Origin of the sequence: Ruegeria atlantica (assembly GCF_013032505.1) — a bacterium.
Lineage (GTDB): Bacteria > Pseudomonadota > Alphaproteobacteria > Rhodobacterales > Rhodobacteraceae > Ruegeria > Ruegeria atlantica_F.
The window spans coordinates 214,131-236,558 of record NZ_WQCG01000003.1 but is presented as its reverse complement, the minus strand read 5'-3'; the positions used below and the strand labels follow the sequence as shown (position 1 = coordinate 236,558).

The window sequence follows — 22,428 nt, the reverse complement described above, 5'->3', positions numbered from 1 at the left end:
CTATGCATATTGTCATTACCGGGGCCAATCGCGGAATTGGACAAGCTCTGGCAGATCGATATCGCGCGCAAGGGCATGACGTAACCGGAACTGCACGGGATACCAGTGCACAGGTTGTGCTGGATGTGACAGACCCGGCTCAGCACCGGCTCAGCAGGCTGATATGGCCGAGGGGCTTGTCGGTCGCCCGGTTGATTTGTTGATCTGCAATGCTGGAGTATACTTAGACAAAGGCCACGACATCGACGGCTTTCCGGCAGACATGTGGGCGCAGAGTTTCGCGACCAATGTGACAGGCGTGTTTCTAACCGTGCAGGCGCTTTTGCCCAATCTTCGGGCAGCGCAAGGCAAGGTTGTGATCCTGTCGTCGCAGATGGCGTCGCATACACGCGCGCCCGGTGGCAGCTATATTTATCGCGCGTCCAAAGCGGCAGCCCTGAATTTGGGGCGGAATCTTGCGACCGATCTGCGTGCTGATGGTATATCGGTGGGCATCTACCATCCGGGTTGGGTACAGACGGATATGGGCGGCACTCAGGCTGAGATCACTGTGGATCAAGCAACAGATGGGCTGCTTTGCCGCTTTGAGTCACTGTCACTGGCCACGACCGGGTGTTTTGAAACCTGGGATGGTCAGCCGCACGATTATTGACGTTTCAGCGCTGCCGTTGGGATTTCGTAAACTTCATCTGGGTCGATGAAGACCACTGTCAGGTCGCCCCGTGTTTCGTGACTGATCCGGGCAGGTGAGCTGCTGGAGGTCGGTACGCCATCAGTGAAATAGATGCTACGTACTTCGGCGCCGCCCAATCCGACAGCAAGGGTCGTGGTTCCGTCGTCATGGTGACGCAGCTCGGCGTGGCAGCTGCTCAGTGCTGCTCCGCCTTTGGCACAGGGCACCGTACCCAGTGCATTCTTGCCGTCGGTTGCAGCCAGGGTTGAGACCTGTGCAACGGCGGATGAGGACAAAAGAACGAGGGCTGCGGCAGCGCGGATCATGGGGAACCTCTGGGAATAAATTCGAGTTGCAGGCTGACAGCCTCTTGGTCGGTTGTAAAGCGATCAGGCGCGGCCATCCGACTGGTTTTGAACTCTTGCCCTTGCGGCCCCCCTCGCATAAGACGCACGGGACCAGAAATCCAAGGCGCGGAGACACTTGCCCCCATGCCCTTACTCGTGATGAAATTTGGCGGCACTTCGGTGGCCAACCTTGACCGTATCCGCCGCGCAGCCAAGCGCATCGGCGTCGAAGTGGCGAAGGGCTATGACGTGATCGTCATCGTGTCGGCCATGTCAGGCAAGACGAACGAGCTTGTGGGCTGGGTCGATGAAACTTCACCGCTTTATGATGCGCGTGAATATGATGCCGTTGTATCCTCAGGTGAGAATATCACGGCTGGTCTGATGGCGTTGACGCTGCAGGAAATGGATGTCCCGGCACGCAGCTGGCAGGGCTGGCAGGTTCCGCTGATGACCACGAGTGCCCACAGCCAGGCCCGGATCGAAGAAATCCCGACCGATAACCTGAACCAGAAGTTTGGCGAGGGCATGAAAGTTGCTGTTGTCGCAGGCTTCCAGGGCATCAGCCCTGAAGGTCGTATCACGACCCTTGGCCGGGGTGGGTCGGACACGACCGCCGTGGCATTTGCTGCGGCCTTCGGTGCCGAGCGGTGTGACATCTATACGGATGTTGACGGCGTCTATACCACCGATCCGCGCATCTGCGAAAAGGCCCGCAAGCTGGACCGCATTTCGTTCGAGGAAATGCTGGAACTGGCTTCGCTGGGGGCCAAGGTGCTGCAGACACGCTCTGTCGAACTGGCGATGCGCTACAAGGTAAAACTGCGCGTTCTTTCAAGCTTTGAGGAACAATCCGACGAGGCCGGTACGCTGGTCTGCGATGAGGAGGATATCATGGAATCCAATGTTGTGGCCGGTGTGGCCTATTCCCGCGACGAAGCCAAGATGACCGTTGTCTCGGTGGCTGACCGCCCGGGCATCGCATCGATCATCTTTACCGCGCTCAGCGATGCGGGCGTGAATGTGGATATGATCGTGCAGAACATCTCGGACGAAGGGCGCACGGACATGACCTTTTCCTGCCCTACCGATCAGGTGGCCCGCGCCGAACAGGCCTTGCTGGCGATCAAGGACGCGGGCGAGCTGAACTATGCCGAACTGGTTGCGGATCAGGATGTCTGCAAGGTGTCGGTCGTGGGAATCGGCATGCGTTCGCAATCGGGCGTGGCGGCCAAGATGTTCAAGGTGCTCTCGGATGAGGGGATCAACATCAAGGTCATTACAACCTCTGAGATAAAAATTTCCGTCCTTGTCGACAGGAAATACATGGAACTTGCTGTTCAGGCACTGCATGATGCCTTTGAATTGGACAAGGCAGCCTGAGCGTTTCAGCCAAAGGTTTCGCCTAACTCCGTAAATTGGGTGGGCTATGGCGGAAGGCACCGAAACAGAATCCCGCAAGCTGCTGGGTCGGCTGCGCGAAGAGATGGCGAGCGAAGCCGCCGGTCAGGAACGTCTTGACCGGATCACGCATCTGATTGCTGACAGCATTCGGGCCGAGGTGTGCTCGATCTACTTGTTCCGGGATTCCGACACGCTTGAGCTATGTGCGACCGAAGGGCTGTCGCCAGAGGCGGTTCACAAAACGCGTATGCGGTTGGGTGAAGGCCTTGTGGGTCGTGTCGCGCAATCCGGAAAAGTCGTGAACACCGCGGACGCGCCTTCGACCAAAGGCTTCCGGTATATGCCGGAAACCGGAGAAGAGAGGTTTTCGTCTTTCATTGGGGTGCCGATCCAGCGATTGGGTGAAAAGCTGGGCGTACTGGTCGTGCAATCCCGTGATGCGCGTGTGTACTCCGCCGACGAGGTATACGCGCTGGAAGTGGTCGCCATGGTTCTGGCCGAAATGACCGAACTTGGCGCTTTTGTGGGTGAGGGCGCGGCCTTGTCGCCCCGCCATCAGCAATCGGTGCAATTCGAAGGCGGGCCGGCACAAGAAGGATCCGCCGAAGGCCACGTCTGGTTGCATGAACCTCGTGTTGTTGTCACTAACCCGATTGCGGAAGACCCTCATCGCGAACGCGAACGTCTGAGCGAGGCAGTCGACGAGTTGCGCGTGGGCGTCGATAAGATGCTTGAGATTTCGCAGGGCGGGGACAAGGAGCAGCTTCAGGTTCTGGAAGCCTATCGCATGTTCGCCAATTCCAAAGGCTGGATGCGCCGGATGGAAGAGGACATTGCCCTGGGCCTCAGCGCTGAAGCAGCCGTGGAAAAGGAACAATCGCAGGCCCGCGCCCGTATGGGGCAGGTCACCGACCCCTATCTTCGGGAACGGCTGGCCGATCTGGATGACCTCAGCAACCGGCTTTTGCGAATCCTTACCGGTCAGGGCGCAACCAACGGGGCCGACCTGCCACCCGATCCGATCCTGATCGCCCGCAATATCGGACCCGGTGACCTTTTGGAGTATGGCCGCTCCCTAAAAGGAATTGTGCTTGAGGAAGGGTCTGTCGGTAGCCACGCAACCATTGTCGCCCGTGCCTTGGCAATTCCGCTGGTGGTCCATGTGGGGCACATTACGACAGAGGCGCTAAATGGCGACCAAATCTTGGTCGATGGCGATCAGGGCATCGTGCATCTGCGCCCTGAGGATACCGTTGTCACTGCTTTCCGCGACAAGATCGCTATGCAGGCCAAAGCGCAAGAACGATATGCCTCGATCCGCGATACCCCAACCGTGACACGCGACGGTGAGCGGATAAATCTGGTCATGAACGCGGGGCTGATGGCTGACCTGCCGTCGCTGGGCAATTCCGGCGCCGAAGGTGTCGGCCTGTTTCGGACCGAGCTTCAGTTTCTGATCCGCAATCAGATGCCCAAGCGATCCGAGCTTGTGACACAATATCAGCGTGTTATGGATGCCGCAGACGATAAGCGCGTGGTGTTCCGAACGCTGGATATCGGGTCGGACAAAGTTCTGCCCTATATGAAACATGTTGAAGAGCCGAACCCGGCCTTGGGTTGGCGCGCTATCCGCGTTGGTTTGGACAAGCGCGGCGTTATGAGGATGCAGTTGCAGGCCCTGATGCGCGCTGCAAACGGTCGCCCGCTGACATTGATGTTCCCCTTCGTCGCGCAAGCTGACGAATTCCGCGAGGCCAAGTGGGAGGTCAACAAAACCATCGAGCGCGAAAAGCGTCTGGGTCATGTACTGCCGCAATCGATCGAAGTCGGCGCAATGCTTGAGACACCATCGCTTGCTTTTGCCCCGCAGAAGTTCTTTGACGAGGTCGATTTTGTCTCGATCGGTGGCAATGACCTTAAACAGTTCTTTTTTGCCGCGGACCGCGAAAACGAATTGGTACGCCGACGCTATGACACTCTGAATGTCAGTTTCCTCAGCTTCATCGAGCGGATTGTTGAGCGCTGCAATATCTCGAACACGCCGCTCAGCTTCTGCGGAGAAGATGCCGGGCGACCGGTTGAGGCACTCTGTCTTGCCGCCATGGGTATTCGAACCCTTTCGATGCGACCGGCGTCGATTGGCCCGGTCAAAAGCGTGCTGTTGCGCGCCGACCTGCAATCTCTGCGCAAGATCATCGCCGACGCCCGCCATCGCGGAGAACAATCGGTTCGACCCGCGGTAATGGAGTGGCTGCGGAATCTGGGTTGATTTTCCGGCCGCGCTTCCCTATTCAGGGCTCAAATGTTAGCGGTAACAACGTCCGTATCACGTGATTTTGCAAGTTTTGCACCAATGTGATGCCAGCAAGATTTGAAGGAGCCCCTAGATGGTTTCACGCGTAATTCCGGTACACCCGTTCGATCTGGTGTTATTCGGCGCGACCGGTGATCTGGCGCAGCGCAAGATATTGCCGGGGCTTTATCATCGTTTCGAAGTCGGCCAGATGCCAGAAGACGCCCGGATCATCGGCACGGCACGGTCCGACATGGACAGCGAAGGGTTCCGCAACCAGATACGCGCCTCGATGAAAGAGTTTGCACCCGCGTTCAAAAAAGATGTTCTGGATCAGTTTCTGAGCCATGTTGAGTACGTTCCCGTTGACGCAATGGGGGAATCTGGCTGGACAGATCTTGCCAAGGCCCTGCGTCCTGATGTCGTGCGCGCATTCTACCTGTCGGTTGGCCCCAGCCTGTTTTCGGGCATCGCGCAGCGGCTAAGCGATCATGGCTTGGCAACGCCCGAAAGTCGTATCGTGGTTGAGAAACCATTTGGCCACGATCTGGCGTCGGCCAAGGCTCTGAACACTGGGCTCCGGGCCTGCTTTGAAGAACATCAAATTTACCGGATCGACCACTATCTGGGAAAAGAAACGGTGCAGAACCTGATGGCGCTGCGCTTTGCCAATTCCCTGTTCGAACCGCTCTGGAATGCGACCCATGTGGATCACGTTCAGATCACTGTCGCCGAGACCGTTGGCGTTGAAGGGCGCGGCGCTTACTATGATCAGTCCGGCGCGATGCGGGACATGGTGCAAAACCACCTTGTACAGCTGTTGTGCCTGACGGCGATGGAACCTCCATCCAAGTTTTCTCCAAACGCGGTGCGTGACGAAAAGGTCAAGGTGATCGAGGCGCTCGAGCCGGTTGCATCCACAGATATCGCACGTGGCCAGTATCGCTCGAGCAAGGGCGACGACGGTTATCTGGATCATGTTGGCAACCCCGCGAGCCGCACCGAGAGCTATATCGCGCTCAAGGTCCATCTTGGCAATTGGCGGTGGGCAGGCGTGCCATTTTACCTGCGAACAGGCAAACGGCTGCGGGCGCGGGAATCGGAAATCGCAGTGTTCTTCCGAGATCCGCCGCATACGATCTTTCCCAATGTCGGGCCCCTGCACGGCAACGTGTTGGTGATCCGCTTGCAACCGGACGAGGGCATTACCTTGCGCACAACGATCAAAGAGCCGGGGCAGGGCGGGTTCCGCCTGTCAGATGTTGCCCTGGACATGAGTTTTGCCGAGGCGCTGGGGGATGAGGCGAAATCGCCGGATGCATATGAGCGTCTGGTGATGGATGTTATCCGCGGCGACCAAACCTTGTTCATGCGCGGGGACGAGGCCGAAGCGGCCTGGGCCTGGGTTGATCCCATCATTCAAAGTTGGGAAGACCGTGGCGACCGCCCGGCGAAATATGATCAGGGCAGTTCCGGCCCTGAAGAAGCACTGATGCTGATGCATCGCGATGGGCGCCGCTGGCGTCAGATCGGAGGGTAATCATGGTCCATCCTGTCATCACCGACGTCACTCAACGTATCATCGACCGCAGCGCCGACCTGCGCGGCCCTCATATTGAACGCATGGAACATGCCCGATCCAAGGGGCCGGCGCGCGCGCATTTGTCGTGCAGCGGACAAGCCCACGCATATGCTGGCGCGGGTGAGGATCAGCAGTCGATGGCGACCGGTTCCGCCGGCAATCTGGGTATTGTGACGGCCTATAATGATATGCTGTCCGCCCATCAGCCGTTTGAGCGTTATCCCGGTCTGATCCGCGACGCGATCCGCGCAGCGGGCGGAACCGCACAGGTCGCGGGTGGCGTGCCGGCCATGTGTGACGGGGTTACCCAAGGCGAAGCTGGAATGGAGCTGTCTCTGTTCTCCCGCGACGTGATTGCCTTAGCGACCGGAGTGGCGCTGAGCCACAACACATATGATGCGGCCGTTTTCCTTGGCGTCTGCGACAAGATCGTTCCCGGTCTGATCATCGGAGCACAGGCCTTCGGACATCTGCCCGCCGTCTTCTTGCCAGCTGGTCCGATGACCAGCGGTCTGCCCAATGATGAAAAAGCCAAGGTTCGCCAGAAATTCGCTGCCGGTGAAGTGGGCCGCGACGAATTGATGAAGGCCGAAATGGCTGCCTATCACGGACCTGGAACCTGTACTTTTTATGGCACTGCAAACACCAATCAGATGCTGATGGAGTTCATGGGCCTGCACCTGCCGGGGTCGAGCTTCGTCAACCCCAACACGCCGCTGCGAGACGCGCTGACCGAGGAAGGGGCGCGCCGCGCCCTGTCGCTGAGCGCGCTGGGCAATCACTACACGCCGGTCTATCAGGTTTTGGATGAGCAGGCGTTTGTGAACGGTATTGTGGGTTTGATGGCCACGGGCGGCTCGACCAACCTGCTGATCCATCTGATCGCTATGGCGCGCGCAGGTGGTATCGTGCTGGATTGGCAGGATTTTTCCGACATTTCCGCCGTGGTGCCTTTGGTTGCTCGGGTTTACCCGAACGGCCTGGCGGATGTGAACCACTTCCACGCGGCGGGTGGTCTCGGATATTGCATCGGCACCTTGTTGGAAGACGGGTTGCTGCATCCCGACACGCTAACTGTCGCTGGGCAGGGCCTGCACAATTACACCAAAGAACCCAAGCTGAAAGACGGTGAATTGGTCTGGGAAGACGGGGCAGGTCATAGCCTGAACGAAAAAATCGTTCGCTCGGCAAAGGATCCGTTTCAACCCACCGGCGGACTGTCTCGCCTTACGGGTAATCTGGGTACCGGCGTTATGAAAGTCTCGGCCGTTGCCCCGGAACATCAGATCGTCGAAGCGCCGGTGCGCGTGTTCCATGATCAGGACGAAGCGAAAGCTGCGTTCAAGGCAGGAGAGTTCACAGGCGACGTTATCGTGGTTGTTCGATTTCAGGGACCAAAGGCCAATGGCATGCCTGAGCTTCACTCGTTGACGCCGATGCTGTCGATTTTACAGGGTCGCGGCCAAAAGGTGGCTCTTGTAACCGACGGCCGTATGTCCGGCGCGTCCGGGAAAGTCCCCGCTGCGATCCATATTTGCCCAGAGGCGCTGGATGGCGGGCCGATCGCATATCTGCAGGATGGTGACATCCTGCGTGTTGATGCCGTGAAGGGAGAGCTTGAGATCCTGACCCAGGGGGTCTTGGACCGTGCACCTGCCACCGCTGATCTGTCGGCCAATCAACATGGCTTAGGGCGCGACCTATTCGGTGCCTTTCGCCAAAACGTCGGATCTGCAGACGCCGGCGCCAGCATATTTGGAGCGTGATCCATGTCTAAAACCCACCGTACGCGTGAAATCTGCGCTCTTGCGCCTATCGTTCCGGTCCTTGTTGTCGATGACGCCGCCAAGGCGCGCCCTTTGGCAGAGGCACTTGTCGCAGGTGGCTTGCCCGCGCTTGAGGTTACCTTGCGTACCCCCGCCGCGCTGGACGCGATCCGCGCAATGGCGGATGTGCCGGGAGGTGTTGTCGGCGCAGGCACTTTGGTCACGCCGGAAGATGTGCGCGCCGCCAAAGAAGCCGGCGCTCAGTTTGGTGTCTCGCCCGGTGCCACTGACGCGCTGATCGCAGCTTGTGAGGCGGTGGGCCTGCCCTTGCTGCCCGGCGCCGCAACTGCCAGCGAGGCGATGCGCCTTTTGGAACATGGCTATGACATGCTCAAATTCTTTCCGGCCGAGGCCTCGGGTGGTGCGCCGGCATTGAAAGCAATCGGCGCCCCGCTGCCGCAAATCAAATTCTGCCCGACGGGTGGCGTTTCACCCGAAAATGCGAAAGATTACCTGTCTTTACCCAATGTGGTCTGCGCGGGCGGAAGCTGGGTTGCGCCAAAACAGATGGTCAGTGATGGGGACTGGGCCGGTATCGAGAGTCTTGCACGCGCGGCGTCCAAGCTGATGGATTGACGCCGCACAAAGCTGCGCTAGGGTGGGCGTCAATTCATACAGGTTGATCCCATGACAAACTCCATTTCGCTGGCGCAAGGGCGCGAATATCTGGCGATTCCAGGGCCCTCGGTTATCCCCGATGCGGTGTTACAGGCCATGCACCGTCCATCGCCCAATATATACGAGGGCGAGCTGATCGAGATGATGCCCGCGTTGACACGCGATCTGTGCCGCGTGGCCCGGACCGAGCATAGCGTCGCCATCTATATCTCCAACGGTCACGGAACGTGGGAGGCCGCGCTATCCAACGTCATCGCGCCAGGTGAAACCGTTTTGGCACCGGCATCTGGCCGGTTCACCTATGGTTGGGCCGAGATGGCCGAGGGAATTGGCGCCAAGATCGAACTGATTGACTTTGGCACATCCTCAGAGTGGGATCTCAACCAAATTGCTGAAGCTCTACGCGCGGATGTAGCGTATCAGATCAAGGCTGTTCTGGCAGTTCACGTGGACACTTCAAGCTCGATCCGGAACGACATTCCCGCGCTGCGCACCTTGTTGGACGATCTGGGGCACCCGGCGCTGCTGATGGCAGATTGCATTGCTTCGTTGGGCTGTGATCGGTTCGAGATGGACGCCTGGGGTGTCGATGTTATGGTAACGGCCTGCCAGAAAGGGCTGATGACACCAGCTGGCACGGGTTTTGTTTTCTTCAACGACAAAGCACGGGCCAAGCGCGCTTCGATGCCGCGTGTTTCGCAGTATTGGGACTGGCAGCCACGGGCCAATCCAGAACTGTTCTATCAGTATTTCAACGGCACGGCGCCAACCCATCACCTTTATGGATTGCGTGCGGCTTTGGACATGATCCATGCCGAGGGAATGGAACAGGTTTGGGCGCGTCATGAGCGTCTTGCCACGGCGATCTGGGAAGCGTGTGAAATATGGGCGCAAGGTGGCGCGCTGCAACTGAATGTCGCTGAACGTCACCATCGCAGCCGCGCTGTCACCGCATTGCGGCTCACCGAGGGACGCGGGACACCGGTGCGTGAGTTCTCCGAAAACCAACTTGGGTTGACCCTTGGTATTGGCCTGGGGATGGAAGACTGGGACGGGTGCTTTCGCCTTGGTCACATGGGTCATATCAACGGCCAGATGGTCATGGCCATGTTAGGCGGCGTGGAAACGGCTATGACCGCGCTGGACATCCCGCGCGGCAAAGGTGCGCTGGAGGCTGCGGCTGCGGTGCTTGCTTCGAAAGGTTAACGCCGCGCCTCTGCAAGCGCTTTTGGCAAGGCTTCGGCAAAGGCATCCAGATCGGTTGTGTCACCGCAGCTGACGCGGATGCAGCGATTTTGAGGAGCAGCAAAGGGCATACGAACGAAGATGCCGTGGGCAACTAGCGAGTCCAGAACCGCCTTGGCAAAGGCAGCGTCCTGCCCGCAATCAATAGCGACGAAATTGGTGGCCGAGGGCAGGGGCTCTAGCCCGTTTTCTCGGGCTATCTGACCGATCCGATCCCGTGCCTCGGCAATCTTGGTTTGTACGTGTTCCAGCCACCCGGAATCCTTCAAGGCCGCCAGCGCACCGGCTTGCGCAGCGCGGTTCATGCCGAAATGGTTGCGCACTTTGTTGAAGGCCGAAATCAAGTCCGGCGCACCGATGGCATAGCCAACCCGTGCGCCAGCCATGCCGTACACCTTTGAAAAGGTCCGCATCCGGATTATACGCGGATCATCGGCCGTCACCGGTGCGGCGGTGCCTTCGGGCGCGCATTCTACATAGGCTTCGTCAAGAACCAGCAAGCAACCGTCGGGAAGTCTGTCCATCGCGGCCAGGATATCCGCGCCTGAATGCCAGCTTCCCATCGGGTTGTCGGGGTTAGCCAGATAAACCAGCTTGGCATCCACTTCACCCGCCTTTGCAAACAGCGCAGCGGGATCTTCGTGGTCATCTTGGTACGGAACTTTGTGAAGCACTCCGCCGAACCCCGCCACATGGTAATTGAAGGTCGGGTAAGCCCCGTCTGACGTGACAACCGCGTCGCCGGGCCCGACCAATAACCGCACCAGGTAACCTAACAGCCCGTCAATCCCTTCGCCAACCACAATGTTTGCCGGTCTAACGCCTAGGTGTTCCGCCAACGCGACGCGCAGATCGTGGTTTTCCGGATCGCCATACATCCATATCCCCGTTTCAGCCATTGCCGCGATGGCCTGCGGAGAAGGTCCAAAAACGCTTTCATTTGCGCCGAGGCGCGCCACGAATGGCGCGCCGCGCTGGCGTTCCTGCGTTTCGGGGCCGACAAATGGCACGGTTGCGGGCAGGGATTGGGCAAGTGGGGTATAGCGCAGCTTTGTCATGGGGGCAGATAAACGCAAGGTCACAAGACAGGCAAGCTTGCGTTACAGCGTGCTGCTCCGCATTGTTTGCGTAACAATAAAGGGAGGAGCGTTCATGCGCATCGTTTTGGGCCTGTTGATCGTAGGTCTCGCCTATCTGGTTTTCTGGCCGGTTCCGGTTCAACCGGTGGCATGGACACCGCCCGAAGCACTGGGTTTTACTGGTGACTTTGTCGAAAACAACGCGTTGGACAAACTGGAATTGGTCTCGCTGCCTGATGGAGAGATAGGCCCCGAAGACATCGCAATCCTGCCTGACGGATCTGTTTACACGACCGCTTTGTCCGGGGCCTTGTACCGGATAGACGGCCCGGCTCCGGTCAAAATCGACGACCTTGGCGGCAGGCCACTGGGCCTGAAGGCCGGACCGGACGGCGCACTCTACATTGCCGACAGCTTCCGGGGAATTATGCGTTGGACTGGCCCCGGAACGCTTGAGACAGTGGTGACCGAGATAGGCGGCGCGCCGGTGGTCTATGCCAACCAACTGGATGTGGCAAAGGATGGGACGATCTATTTCTCAAACTCGTCCGACCGGTTCGACCCTGAAACGATGGGTGGAACCAAACCGACCTCGGTTCTTACTATCTGGGAGCAATCGAACACAGGATATGTTGCCCGACACTCTCCCGACGGGACGACTGACAAACTGGCCGAAGGTTTTGTCTATACGAACGGCGTTGCGTTGTCGCCGGATGAGGATTTTCTGCTAATCGCCGAAACGGGGCGTGCACGTGTGCACAAACTCTGGCTGACAGGCGCGAAAGCGGGACAGCAAGAGGTGTTGATGGATAACCTGCCGGGCTACCCTGACAATATTGAGGCGCAGGGCGATGGCACCTATTGGATGGCATTTGCCAGCCCGCGCGTGCCAAGCGAGGCGCTGATGCCATACCCTTTCCTGCGAAAGGTGATCTGGCGACTGGGGCCGATGGTTCGCCCGGCACCGATCCATCGTGGGATGATGGTGCATTTCGACGCTGACGGGAACATTCTGAAGACCCTGCAAGACCCCGAAGGCCGGTTAGGCATTACCACGGGCGGTAAGATCGCCGGGGATCAGTTCTATGTCATGACGCTTGATTCACCCTGGTTTGGGCGCATGCCTGCGGCAAATCTGCCCTAACGTTGTGGTGGAACTGTCCGAACCATCGGGGCATGGTACCACAAACCGGAATTAAGAGGGCTGAGATGTCACGCGTATCCATCGAATACAAAAATCACATTGCCCACGTTACTCTAACGCGCGGCGACAAGATGAACGCGTTGGATGATGCGATGATCAAAGCCATCATTTCCGCCGGGCAAGAGGTCGCCGCCTCGGACGCCCGCGCGGTGGTGTTGTCGGGCCAAGGCAAAAGTTTTTGTGCGGGGCTGGACATGGCCAGCTTTGCCAGCATGGCCCAAACGGACCCGACCGAATGGCTGATGGAACGCAGTCACCACGATGCCAACGAGGTGCAGGAAGTTGCCTTGGTTTGGCAGCGAGTACCCGTTCCGGTCATTTGTGCGATCCAGGGGGTCGCTTATGGCGGCGGGCTACAACTTGCGTTGGGTGCCGACATTCGTATCGCCCACCCCGAGGCCAAACTGTCGGTGATGGAGATGAAGTGGGGCCTGATACCCGACATGGGCGGCATGGTGCTGCTGCCAAAACTGGTCCGGTCAGACGTCCTACGCCTGTTGACCTACACAGCCCGTCCTATTGGCGCGACGCGGGCCGCTGAATGGGGGCTGGTGACCAAACTTTCGGATGATCCGCTGACCGAAGCAGTGGCTTTGGCCGAGGACATCGCGGGCCAAAGCCCATCGGCCATCCGGGCGGCCAAGCGCGTAATCGAGGTCGCCTATGCCAAACCGCGAAAAGAGGTGCTGTTAGAGGAGTCTTCGGAGCAGGTCGAACTGATCGGCAAGCCGGACCAGATGGAGGTCATTGCAGCAAACCTGCAAGGTCGCAAGCCAGAGTTCAAATGACCTCGCCATCCGTCGCCCGCTTGATACTTTACACCAAGGACATCGACAAGATGGTGCCTTTCTATGGGGCGCACTTTGGCTATACGGCGCGCCAGTTAGAAGGGGACCGGATTGTTGAGCTTGTGCCTGAAGGGGACGGGTTGCGCCTGTTGTTGCATCCGGCCGGCAAGGCCGCCCGCCAAGGTCAATCAGCGGTCAAAATCGTATTCGATGTCGCCGAGTATTGCAGACAAGCCGAAAAACGCGGTCTGAAATTTGGGCCTATCCATAAGGCCGATGGCTACTGTTTCGCCAATGCGAAGGATCCGTCGGGCAACTCGATTTCTGTGTCCAGCAGGGCATTTGCCCTCGGAAGCTAACGCATAAACGCGCGCCGGGCGTCGCGGGCCATATTGTAGCGCATCTCAAGCTCGGCGATCAGCCGCATCGTTGCCTTACGATCATCAGGATCGGTCTGGGACGCATAGGTTTTGCGAGCCACTTCCAGTTCTTTTTTGATACTGAACTCTTCCGGCAAAACCCCGGCCTGCGCCATGATCCGGTGGCCTGCCGCCAAGGCCGGATCGGTTTGCGCTTCGGATGAACGATCCGGCAAGGGCTGCCCTTCGCCTTCCAGGCCATCCATTTGACCTTCGGCTTGCGCCTTTTTTATCTGGCGTTCCACCAGTTTTCCAAGCGATCCCAGCATAGGCTTACGATACTTGGCCAACGTGGCCGAGAAAAGTCGTCATTTGGATCGCTTGGTAACCAAATAAGCAATGCCGCCCGCCGCCAGCCCCCAGACCGCAGCGCCCAGGCCAAAAACGGTAATGCCTGACGCGGTGATGGCGAATGTCAGAACCGCAGCTTCACGTTCTGCAGGAACCTCAAGGGCCGCAAAGGTCGCGTTTGCCAATACGCCAATCAGGGCGATGCCGGTCAGGGTGCCCATGAGCAATGGATCCGCGTGGGCCGCGAACCCGGTGATCGCCACGGCAAAAACGCCAAAGACGCAGTAAAACAGACCAGCCATGACCGCTGACCAGTAACGCTGGTTTGGATCCGGGTGGCTATCTTCATTCGAGCACATTGCGGCGGTAATTGCAGCAAGACATGTAGCCGGCGCGCCAAAAGCAGAAGACAGGATACTTGCGCCTCCGACAGCCGAGAACAGCCTGCCGGCACTCGGTACATATCCAAAACTGCGCATCACGGCGATACCTGGGATATTTTGCGTGGCCATGGTGACGATGAAAAGGGGGATACCGATCCCGATTGCCGATGCGATCGAAAAGGTCGGCATGGTCCAGACGGGGGCAGCGACCAGGTGCTCGGGTCGGACCGAGCCGTCACCAGAGTTCACAACGACAACAATTGCAGCAGCGATCACCGCAGCGGGAACCGCGATCAATCGATTGATCCGTCCAGCAATGAACCAGGTCAGGATAACGGGCAGCGCTTGCCAGGGCAGCTCAACCGCCGCCCTGAAGGGAATGATGCACAAGGGGAGCAGAACTCCGCCCAACATCGCCTGCGCAAGTGTTGTGGGAATGGCGGCTGCAAGACGCCCAAGCGGACGCCACATTCCGGCAATAACCGTAAGGGCACCGGCACAGAGAAAAGCCCCGACCGCATCGGAAAACCCGGCCAAAGGGGTCGCCGAAACCGCCAGCAAAGCGGCGCCGGGTGTCGACCATGCCACGCTAATTGGTTGCCTGTACCAAAGGCTGACCACGATCGCCGTCACACCCATTGCCACTGCTGCCATCATCAAACCGGAGGCGGCCTCAGCTTCTGAAGCACCCATTGAAACAAGGCCCTGCAGCACAATCGGGAATGAGCTGAAGAACCCTACGACCGCCACCACAAGCCCGGTCGATATTGTCTGCACAGGAGGGAAAGGGCGCGCCATGAAGTCCTCGGAGCTGTCTGCAGAACTTGCTAACAATTGGAAGCGGATGAAAACAAGTTGAAATGCGTCACCGCATAACAAAAACCCGCCGAGCAAACGGCGGGTTTGGGGAATTCGAGAACCTACAAAAAGAGGAAAATCAGGCGATCTCGGCCAGACGGGCCAGCGCCTCGTCCAGTTTCGCCTCTTCCTCTTCGCGGGCGGCAAGGTTGGCTTTAGCTTCCGCGACAACTTCTTCCGGGGCTGAGGCCACGAATTTAGGGTTGTTCAGGCGTCCGCGCAGGCCGCCCAGTTCCTTGGCCAGCTTGCCCTTGGCTTTTTCCAGCCGTTCCTTTTCCGCTCCGATATCGATGATATCCGCCAGTGGCAGGCCAAAGGATGCACCGGGGGCGGCGATTGAGATGGTGCCTTTGGGCAGTTCGTTGGCCTTGGACAGGCTATCGATCCGTGCAAGTCGCTTGATCAGTGCCTCGTTGCAGTCCCATGCGGCTTGGCCATTAGCGTCGATTTCGGTCACCAGCATCGGCACGTAGAGGCCAGCAGGCACCCGCATTTGAGCACGTGCCGAACGGGTGTTTTCGATCACCGAGATCACCCAGTTCATCTCACGATCCGCTTCAGCGTCGATCAGGTCGGCGGCTGCGTAAGTCGGCCAGTCAGCATGGACAACCATTTTCGCGCGGCTGCCGGTCAGGCCCCACAGTTCCTCGGTGATGAAGGGCATGATCGGGTGCAGCAGGACCATGCATTGATCGAGAACCCAGCGCATTGTGGCGCGGGTTTCGGCCTGCGCTTCGGCATCATCACCTTGCAGCAATGGCTTGGACAGTTCCACGTACCAGTCGCAGACCTTGCCCCAGACAAAGGCGTAAAGCCCGTTGGCCGCGTCGTTGAAGCGATAGCTTTCCAGCGCCGCGTCGACCTCTTCACGCACACGGGCGGTTTCGCCGATGATCCAGCGGTTCACGGCCGCCTTGGGTTTCAGCTCGGCCACGTCCAGTTGCGGGACGGCGTCGGTGAAGACCTCGTTCATCTCGGCAAATCGTACGGCGTTCCACAGCTTGGTACCGAAGTTGCGATAGCCGGTGATGCGCTCCTTGGACAGTTTCAGCACGCCGCCAATCGCCGCCATCGAGGCGTTGGTGAACCGCAATGCGTCGGCACCGAATTCGTCGACGATTTCCAGCGGATCGATGACGTTACCGGTGGTCTTTGACATCTTCTTGCCCTTCTCGTCACGGACGAGCTGGTGCAGGTAGACAGTGTGGAACGGAATCTCGTTCATCACGGCCAGCTGCATCATCATCATCCGGGCGACCCAGAAGAACAGGATGTCCGCGCCGGTGATCAGAACGTCCGTGGGGAAATAGCGCTCCAGCTCTTCGGTCTGCTCGGGCCAGCCCAGCGTGCCGATAGGCCAGAGGCCGGATGAGAACCACGTGTCGAGGACGTCGGGGTCGCGGCGAATGATCACAAAATCGCCATTGCCTCTAAGCGCGGCCGTTTCTACGGCATCGTCAAACATGTCATTGCCTTCAACATGCTCGACGACGTGCGAAACATCATAGTACTCACGAGCCGCGTTCTGGGCTTCTTCGAATGTTGCAGCACAGAAAGGTACCAGTTCCGGGCTGTCGTAATCGACGCCCAGAGACTTCTGGCTCGGGTCTTTCTTAGGCCCATACCAAACCGGAATCTGATGCCCCCACCACAGCTGGCGCGAGATGCACCAGGGCTCGATGTTTTCCAGCCAGTGGTAATAGGTCTTCTCACCCGACTCGGGCAGGATCTTGACCGTGCCGTCCTTGACCGCATCCAGCGCGGGGCCGACGATCTTTTCGGCGTCGACGAACCACTGGTCGGTGAACATCGGCTCGATCACCACCTTCGAGCGGTCGCCGAAGGGCTGCATGATCGGTTTGCTCTCGACCAGCGGCACCAGTTTGTCTGCGCCTTCGTGATCGGGCTTTAGCGCGGTCGAACCCAGACGCGGATCATCCGCGCGGGTCATCACGGCCAAACCGTCTGCGTTGATCTCTTCAACGACCTTCGCACGTGCCTCGAACCGGTCGAGCCCGCGCAGGTGATCAGGGACCAGATTGATCGCGTCGATCTCGTTCTCAGTGAACTCACGTCCACGCGCATATTCCTGCGCCTTATCGGCCTCTTCGGCATAGGGTGCACCATCTGACCGCATTGCGCCCTTGGTGTCCATCAGGCGGTACATCGGAATACCGCTGCGCTTGGCGACCTGGTTGTCGTTAAAGTCATGCGCGCCGGTGATCTTCACCGCACCCGAGCCGAAATCGGGATCAGGGTAATCGTCGGTGATGATCGGGATCTGGCGGCGATGTTCTTTCGGACCAACCGGAATTTCACAAAGTTTGCCAACAATTGGCGCGTAACGTTCATCTGACGGATGAACGGCAACCGCGCCGTCGCCGAGCATGGTCTCGGGGCGGGTCGTGGCGATCGAGATATAGTCGCGTTCTTCTTCGAACACGATGTTCCCGTCCTCGTCCTTCTCGATATAGGTGTAGGTTTCACCACCGGCCAGCGGATATTTGAAGTTCCACATATGACCCGCGACTTCGATGTTTTCGACCTCGAGGTCCGAAATCGCGGTCTCAAAATGCGGGTCCCAGTTAACCAGCCGCTTGCCGCGATAGATCAGGCCTTTTTCGTACATATCGACGAAGACCTTGATGACGGCATCATGGAAGTTGGCCGAGTTCTCGTGCCCGGTGCGCGGATCGCGCGGCGCACCCGCCATGGTGAAGGCATTGCGCGACCAGTCGCAGCTGGAGCCGAGGCGCTTGAGCTGTTCTATGATCGTGCCGCCGTATTCGCCCTTCCATTCCCAGACCTTGTCCAGAAACGCCTCGCGCCCCAGCTCCCGACGGCCGGGCTGTTGGGTGGCGGCCAGCATTTTCTCGACCTGCATCTGCGTGGCGATACCGGCGTGGTCCTGACCGGGTTGCCAAAGCGTATCGAAGCCGCGCATCCGGTGCCAGCGGGTCAGGATGTCCTGCAACGTGTTGTTGAAGGCGTGGCCCACGTGCAGCGCGCCCGTCACGTTTGGGGGCGGGATCATGATGGTAAAGCTTTCGTCGCGCGAACGGTTCGCGCCTGCCTTGAAGGCTCCGGCCTGTTCCCAGGCCTCGTAAATGCGGGCCTCGGCCTCGGCCGCGTTGAATGTCTTTTCCATCGCCATGGGGTGCGTCCTGCGTCATCAATCTCGGGTCAGCGCCTGCAATAGCGAATGCGTAAGGGAAGGGGAAGGGTCGTATGCTATTCGGCCTGGGCAAAACGTGCGCGAAAATAATCCTGAACACTCTGAAAAGCAGGTTCATGGAAATCCAACGTCAGCAATGAGTGATCTTTGCCGTCGAACTCTGCGGTCTCCAAATGATCGCCAAATGCTTCCTTCAGAGCGCCCATCAGCTTTTTTGAAGCCAGCTTATCGTCGGAGTATCGCATGGCAAGTCCGGGGCCTTTTTGTGCCATGCCTGCTCGGGCATCGCCCACATCCTGCGGGCTCATGTGCAGATTGTCGCCGCCGAAGAACGGTAGGGCGGGCTGACTGGCGACACCACCCAAAACGGCATCTTCAGCCATCAGGGTCAGGGCAAAGCTGCCGGTCAGGCACATGCCAATGACGCCTACACCGGCGGCATTTTCACGGGACTTGATCTCGGCAACCAACGCCTGCATCCACCTGACAATTGGGCTTTGGCGCCTCCTGAGAAACATGTTGAACTCACGCCGGACGCAGAAAAGGCGCGCTGCGTTTCTGATCTGCGTGACTTGTCCATAAGTTCCGATCATGTGCGGTAGGTAGACGCGAAACCCGGTTGCGTTTAAACGCCGCGCCAGATCCAGCGTTTCCGGGCCGATCCCGGGTAGTTCCTGCAGGATAAGGATCGGAGGACCGTCGCCGCCGACATACACGTCGTGAGTGGCGTCCCCGCCGCGGGTCAGCGGGGCGGTGAACGGGAAAACCTTGTCATGTGCCCATGTCATGACCTGCAAGTTAACCGAAACATGATCGTCAAGACACCGGGAAGCTTTCGGTTCGACTGGACATCCCATTGCGGTGGGCTACGGTCGCCAACGCAGGAGGATCACCGCATGGAAAAGTTCGGCAAAAGCCAGCCCGTCAAACGGATTGAAGATCAACGATTTCTGACCGGGCATGGGCAATACATGGACGATGATGTGCCCGAAGGAGCTCTGTTCGCGGCCTTTTTCCGCAGCCCGGTTGCTCATGGCCGGATCACGTCACTGGATCTGGATGCCGCGCGCGAGGCCGATGGCGTGCGTCTTGTCATGACCCTGGATGATCTTGCAGCAGCGGGGATCGACACGGTGATGAATGCTGCGACTGTACAGAACCGGGACGGCTCTCAGGCTGTTGCGCCCGACAGGCACATGCTGGCCAAGGAACGGGTCCGGTTCGTTGGGGAACCCGTGGCCGTTGTGATCGCGGACACAGCCCTGCAGGCCCGCGATGCAGTTGAGATGATCTGGATGGAAACAGATGATCTGCCCGCCAAGCTGGATGTCGATGCGGGTGGCGAACCGTTGCATGATCAGGTCGCTGACAATCGTGCTTTTGATTGGGAATTGGGTGATGAAGCGGCAACTGACGCCGCCTTTCAGTCCGCCGCGCACACCGTCGCGCTGGATGTGGCAGACAATCGGGTGATCATCACCTCAATCGAACCACGAGGATGCAATGCCGATTGGGTCGATGGGCGTCTGCACTTTGCCTATGGTGGTCAGGGTGTTTGGGCCATGCGCGCGCAATTGGCGCAAAAACTGAATCTGGACCCCGAGGCGATACGTGTCACAACCCCGGATGTCGGAGGCGGGTTCGGCATGAAGGTGATGCCTTATCCCGAGTATTTCTGCGTTTCAGTCGCAGCCATGAAACTGGGCCAATCCGTGCACTGGATGTCCGACCGGTCCGAGGCGATGCTATCGGACCACCACGGTCGCGATCTGACCTCGTTGGCCGAGCTTGCCTTTGACGAGGATCTGAACATCACGGCCTACCGGGTGCACAGCAAGGTCAATCTGGGTGCGTATAGCAGCCATTTCGGACAAGCGATCCAGACCAGCCTTTTCAGCAAAGTGCTTATGGGGGTCTACGACGTTCAAACGACGTATTTACGGGTCGAAGGGTTCTATACCAACACCACGCAAGTTGATGCCTATCGAGGTGCCGGGCGCCCCGAGGCGATTTACGTGCTGGAACGTGCGATGGATCGCGCCGCGCGGCAACTGGGCGTCGATCCTTGGGAACTGCGCCGTCGAAACTTCATCCGACCGGAAAGCTTTCCGTACAAAACCGCCACGGGCGAAGTCTATGACGTGGGTGATTTCGGCATGGTCCTTTCCCGCGCAGATGCCCAGACACAGGGGTTCGCGGGGCGAAAAGTTGCAGACGCGGAACGCGGCCTGATCCGGGGCCGGGGCTTGTGTTATTACATCGAAAGCATTCTGGGTGACCCTTCGGAAAACGCGAAAGTCGAATTCTGCGACGACGGCACCGTGAACCTTTATGTCGGCACCCAATCGAACGGGCAGGGTCATGAAACGGTCTATACTCACTTCTTGTCGGACCAGACTGGGATTCCGGTGGACAAGATCACCGTGATCCAGGGAGATAGCGATCAGCTTCCACATGGTGGCGGAACCGGCGGGTCACGCTCGGTCACGGTGCAAAGCACCGCAACGCTGGCCACAATTGACGTTATGATCGCCGCATTCACGCCGTATCTGGCCGATAAGATGGGGGTCGAGGAAACAGATGTGCATTTCGATCATGAAACCTTCCGCGCGCCGGGATCGAACCTGACGCCTACGCTGACCGAGGCGGCCGATATGGCCCGTGCCGATGGTCGCACAGATCTGCTGAGCCACGAAGCCAGCGCCAATCTGGACGCGCGCAGCTATCCCAACGGGGCACATGTTGCCGAAGTCGTGATCGATTCTTTCACGGGCGAAACATGGGTGGACCGTTATACTGTCGTTGATGATTTCGGTAACCTTATCAATCCGATGCTGGCCGAGGGGCAAGTTCATGGCGGGGTGGTTCAGGGCATTGGTCAGGCGCTGACGGAACACGTCGTGCATGATGCGCAGGGGCAACTGCTCACGGCTTCGTTGATGGATTACGCCTTGCCCCGTGCGGCCGAGATACCCATGATTAAGTTTACCTCGGCGCCGGTTCCGTCAACTTCTAACCCGATGGGGATGAAAGGATGCGGAGAGGCCGGCACCGTCGGCGCGCTGGCCGCGGTGGCAAACGCGGTTCAGGATGCGCTCTGGGATCACGGGGTGCGGCAGGCCGATATGCCTTTCACACCTCTTAAAGTATGGGAATTGCTGAACGATGGTTCTAACGCGGCTGAGTAAAAAGGTTCTGGGATGGCTCGGGCGGCCTTTACGGTCCGAGCATTCCGCCGAGGCGCTTCATCGCGAACCGATCAGCCATGTCATCATCCTGGACGGCACTATGTCGACCCTGGAGCCGGGGTATGAAACTCATGCCGGCCAAACCCTGCGTCTGTGCCGAGAAATGGGCAGCAAGGTTTCGGTTTTCTACGAATCCGGTGTGCAGTGGGAAAGTTGGAAATCCTCGCTGGACGTGATGATGGGGCGCGGAATCAACCGTCAGATCCGTCGCGCCTATGGTTATCTTGCATCGCGCTATAAGCCCGGGGATCGCATATATTTCATTGGCTACTCACGCGGTGCCTACGGTGTGCGCAGCCTGGCCGGTGTGATCGACATGATCGGACTGCTCAAGGCGGAGCATGCCACTGTGCGCAATATCAAGCAGGCATACCGGCACTATGAATGCAACGCCAACGGCTCGGCCGCGGCTGCGTTCCGGCAACAGTTCTGCCACGAAGATGTAGCGATTGAGATGGTCGGCGTCTGGGACACTGTCAAAGCGCTGGGTCTGCGCCTACCGCTGCTTTGGCGTTGGGCCGAAGAGCGCCACGCCTTTCACACACACCAGCTTGGCCCGGCAACGCGCCACGGCTATCACGCGATGGCGCTGGATGAGACCCGCGAGGTATTCGAGCCGGTCTTGTGGAAGTGTACTCCCGAATTCAAAGGTCATGTCGAACAAGTCTGGTTCCGCGGCACTCATGGAGATGTCGGCGGCCAGTTGAACGGGTTCGAAGAGGCGCGTCCGCTTAGTAACATCTCTCTGGTTTGGATGCTGGACAAGGCCGAGTTGCACGGCTTGCCGTTGCCCGAAGGGTGGCGCGACCGTTACCCAACAGACACGTCGGCTCGTTCAGTCGGCACGTGGCGTGGCTGGGGAAAGATTTTCCTGCTGCGCAAGCACCGCAAAGTGGGGCGGGATCGGTCAGAGAAACTGCATGTCTCGGTGTCGCCAGATCAACTGCCGGGCTGGGTGCCGATGCCGGATTTGCCGTCACATCCGGCGCAGTAGG

17 protein-coding genes and 1 pseudogene are annotated in these 22,428 nt (G+C 58.8%); 12 read left to right on the top strand and 6 right to left on the bottom strand.

Annotated elements, in window-relative coordinates; translation table 11 throughout:
• Positions 1-2: 2 nt before the first annotated feature.
• Positions 3-652, top strand: a pseudogene (locus GOW92_RS12810) (SDR family oxidoreductase).
• Here GOW92_RS12810 and GOW92_RS12805 read toward each other — a convergent pair.
• A complete protein-coding gene (locus tag GOW92_RS12805; protein ID WP_170560992.1) occupies positions 646-999 on the bottom strand; it encodes a hypothetical protein in 354 nt (117 codons plus the stop codon). The pseudogene GOW92_RS12810 and the gene GOW92_RS12805 sit on opposite strands and share 7 nt — an antisense overlap.
• A gap of 165 nt (positions 1,000-1,164) precedes the next feature.
• Here GOW92_RS12805 and GOW92_RS12800 point away from each other — a divergent pair, with 165 nt between their 5' ends.
• The 6 genes from GOW92_RS12800 (at position 1,165) to GOW92_RS12775 (ending at position 9,949) form a co-directional block, all read left to right on the top strand.
• Positions 1,165-2,403 carry an aspartate kinase gene (locus tag GOW92_RS12800; protein WP_170560991.1) on the top strand — a complete coding sequence of 413 codons (1,239 nt, stop codon included), beginning with the start codon at positions 1,165-1,167 and terminating at the stop codon, positions 2,401-2,403.
• 46 nt (positions 2,404-2,449) lie between these two features.
• Positions 2,450-4,693: a phosphoenolpyruvate--protein phosphotransferase gene (gene ptsP, locus GOW92_RS12795; RefSeq protein ID WP_170560990.1), complete on the top strand. Its 2,244-nt coding sequence runs from the start codon at positions 2,450-2,452 to the stop codon at positions 4,691-4,693.
• Between the two features lie 118 nt (positions 4,694-4,811).
• Positions 4,812-6,257, top strand: a complete 1,446-nt coding sequence (gene zwf, locus GOW92_RS12790) for a glucose-6-phosphate dehydrogenase (RefSeq protein ID WP_170560989.1) — start codon at positions 4,812-4,814, stop codon at positions 6,255-6,257.
• 2 nt (positions 6,258-6,259) lie between these two features.
• Positions 6,260-8,065 (top strand): phosphogluconate dehydratase, encoded by a 1,806-nt coding sequence (gene edd, locus GOW92_RS12785; protein WP_170560988.1) that lies wholly within the window; start codon positions 6,260-6,262, stop codon positions 8,063-8,065.
• Between the two features lie 3 nt (positions 8,066-8,068).
• Positions 8,069-8,701: a bifunctional 4-hydroxy-2-oxoglutarate aldolase/2-dehydro-3-deoxy-phosphogluconate aldolase gene (locus GOW92_RS12780; RefSeq protein ID WP_170560987.1), complete on the top strand. Its 633-nt coding sequence runs from the start codon at positions 8,069-8,071 to the stop codon at positions 8,699-8,701.
• A 51-nt stretch (positions 8,702-8,752) separates the two neighbouring features.
• Positions 8,753-9,949, top strand: a complete 1,197-nt coding sequence (locus tag GOW92_RS12775; protein ID WP_170560986.1) for a pyridoxal-phosphate-dependent aminotransferase family protein — start codon at positions 8,753-8,755, stop codon at positions 9,947-9,949.
• On the opposite strand, the gene GOW92_RS12770 is transcribed toward GOW92_RS12775, so the two are convergent.
• Positions 9,946-11,046, bottom strand: a complete 1,101-nt coding sequence (locus GOW92_RS12770; protein ID WP_170560985.1) for a pyridoxal phosphate-dependent aminotransferase — start codon at positions 11,044-11,046, stop codon at positions 9,946-9,948. The two genes, GOW92_RS12775 and GOW92_RS12770, sit on opposite strands and share 4 nt — an antisense overlap.
• A 94-nt stretch (positions 11,047-11,140) precedes the next feature.
• Here GOW92_RS12770 and GOW92_RS12765 point away from each other — a divergent pair, with 94 nt between their 5' ends.
• From GOW92_RS12765 to GOW92_RS12755, 3 genes are all read left to right on the top strand, one after another.
• On the top strand, positions 11,141-12,211 hold the full coding sequence (locus tag GOW92_RS12765) for an SMP-30/gluconolactonase/LRE family protein (RefSeq protein WP_170560984.1): 1,071 nt from the start codon (positions 11,141-11,143) through the stop codon (positions 12,209-12,211).
• Between the two features lie 65 nt (positions 12,212-12,276).
• A complete protein-coding gene (locus GOW92_RS12760; RefSeq protein WP_170560983.1) occupies positions 12,277-13,059 on the top strand; it encodes a crotonase/enoyl-CoA hydratase family protein in 783 nt (260 codons plus the stop codon).
• Positions 13,056-13,418, top strand: a complete 363-nt coding sequence (locus tag GOW92_RS12755; RefSeq protein ID WP_170560982.1) for a VOC family protein — start codon at positions 13,056-13,058, stop codon at positions 13,416-13,418. The genes GOW92_RS12760 and GOW92_RS12755 overlap by 4 nt, the downstream gene beginning before the upstream one ends.
• Here the strand turns inward: GOW92_RS12755 and GOW92_RS12750 are convergent.
• The 4 genes from GOW92_RS12750 to GOW92_RS12735 form a co-directional block, all read right to left on the bottom strand.
• Positions 13,415-13,747 carry a DUF1992 domain-containing protein gene (locus GOW92_RS12750; protein WP_170560981.1) on the bottom strand — a complete coding sequence of 111 codons (333 nt, stop codon included), beginning with the start codon at positions 13,745-13,747 and terminating at the stop codon, positions 13,415-13,417. The two genes, GOW92_RS12755 and GOW92_RS12750, sit on opposite strands and share 4 nt — an antisense overlap.
• 39 nt (positions 13,748-13,786) lie before the next feature.
• Complete coding sequence (locus GOW92_RS12745) at positions 13,787-14,950, bottom strand: benzoate/H(+) symporter BenE family transporter (protein WP_170560980.1); 1,164 nt, start codon at positions 14,948-14,950, stop codon at positions 13,787-13,789.
• A gap of 139 nt (positions 14,951-15,089) precedes the next feature.
• Entirely contained in the window at positions 15,090-18,164 is a 3,075-nt protein-coding gene (locus GOW92_RS12740; protein ID WP_170560979.1) for a valine--tRNA ligase, read from the bottom strand.
• A 77-nt stretch (positions 18,165-18,241) separates the two neighbouring features.
• Entirely contained in the window at positions 18,242-18,973 is a 732-nt protein-coding gene (locus tag GOW92_RS12735; RefSeq protein WP_170560978.1) for a dienelactone hydrolase family protein, read from the bottom strand.
• Positions 18,974-19,081: 108 nt separating this feature from the next.
• Here GOW92_RS12735 and GOW92_RS12730 point away from each other — a divergent pair, with 108 nt between their 5' ends.
• Positions 19,082-21,373 (top strand): xanthine dehydrogenase family protein molybdopterin-binding subunit, encoded by a 2,292-nt coding sequence (locus GOW92_RS12730; protein ID WP_170561526.1) that lies wholly within the window; start codon positions 19,082-19,084, stop codon positions 21,371-21,373.
• Positions 21,351-22,427: a DUF2235 domain-containing protein gene (locus GOW92_RS12725; protein ID WP_170560977.1), complete on the top strand. Its 1,077-nt coding sequence runs from the start codon at positions 21,351-21,353 to the stop codon at positions 22,425-22,427. Before GOW92_RS12730 ends, GOW92_RS12725 begins: the two co-directional genes overlap by 23 nt.
• Position 22,428 lies beyond the last annotated feature (1 nt).

What these genes read in the sequence shown, in the direction of transcription:
- edd (WP_170560988.1), top strand. Translation starts at nt 6,260, where the DNA reads ATGGTCCATCCTGTCATCACCGACGTCACTCAACGTATCATCGACCGC.
- GOW92_RS12745 (WP_170560980.1), bottom strand. Translation starts at nt 14,950, where the DNA reads ATGGCGCGCCCTTTCCCTCCTGTGCAGACAATATCGACCGGGCTTGTG.
- GOW92_RS12800 (WP_170560991.1), top strand. Translation starts at nt 1,165, where the DNA reads ATGCCCTTACTCGTGATGAAATTTGGCGGCACTTCGGTGGCCAACCTT.
- GOW92_RS12780 (WP_170560987.1), top strand. Translation starts at nt 8,069, where the DNA reads ATGTCTAAAACCCACCGTACGCGTGAAATCTGCGCTCTTGCGCCTATC.
- zwf (WP_170560989.1), top strand. Translation starts at nt 4,812, where the DNA reads ATGGTTTCACGCGTAATTCCGGTACACCCGTTCGATCTGGTGTTATTC.
- GOW92_RS12750 (WP_170560981.1), bottom strand. Translation starts at nt 13,747, where the DNA reads ATGCTGGGATCGCTTGGAAAACTGGTGGAACGCCAGATAAAAAAGGCG.
- GOW92_RS12775 (WP_170560986.1), top strand. Translation starts at nt 8,753, where the DNA reads ATGACAAACTCCATTTCGCTGGCGCAAGGGCGCGAATATCTGGCGATT.
- GOW92_RS12805 (WP_170560992.1), bottom strand. Translation starts at nt 999, where the DNA reads ATGATCCGCGCTGCCGCAGCCCTCGTTCTTTTGTCCTCATCCGCCGTT.
- GOW92_RS12735 (WP_170560978.1), bottom strand. Translation starts at nt 18,973, where the DNA reads ATGACATGGGCACATGACAAGGTTTTCCCGTTCACCGCCCCGCTGACC.
- GOW92_RS12730 (WP_170561526.1), top strand. Translation starts at nt 19,082, where the DNA reads ATGGAAAAGTTCGGCAAAAGCCAGCCCGTCAAACGGATTGAAGATCAA.
- GOW92_RS12725 (WP_170560977.1), top strand. Translation starts at nt 21,351, where the DNA reads ATGGTTCTAACGCGGCTGAGTAAAAAGGTTCTGGGATGGCTCGGGCGG.
- GOW92_RS12755 (WP_170560982.1), top strand. Translation starts at nt 13,056, where the DNA reads ATGACCTCGCCATCCGTCGCCCGCTTGATACTTTACACCAAGGACATC.
- GOW92_RS12765 (WP_170560984.1), top strand. Translation starts at nt 11,141, where the DNA reads ATGCGCATCGTTTTGGGCCTGTTGATCGTAGGTCTCGCCTATCTGGTT.
- GOW92_RS12740 (WP_170560979.1), bottom strand. Translation starts at nt 18,164, where the DNA reads ATGGCGATGGAAAAGACATTCAACGCGGCCGAGGCCGAGGCCCGCATT.
- GOW92_RS12770 (WP_170560985.1), bottom strand. Translation starts at nt 11,046, where the DNA reads ATGACAAAGCTGCGCTATACCCCACTTGCCCAATCCCTGCCCGCAACC.
- ptsP (WP_170560990.1), top strand. Translation starts at nt 2,450, where the DNA reads ATGGCGGAAGGCACCGAAACAGAATCCCGCAAGCTGCTGGGTCGGCTG.
- GOW92_RS12760 (WP_170560983.1), top strand. Translation starts at nt 12,277, where the DNA reads ATGTCACGCGTATCCATCGAATACAAAAATCACATTGCCCACGTTACT.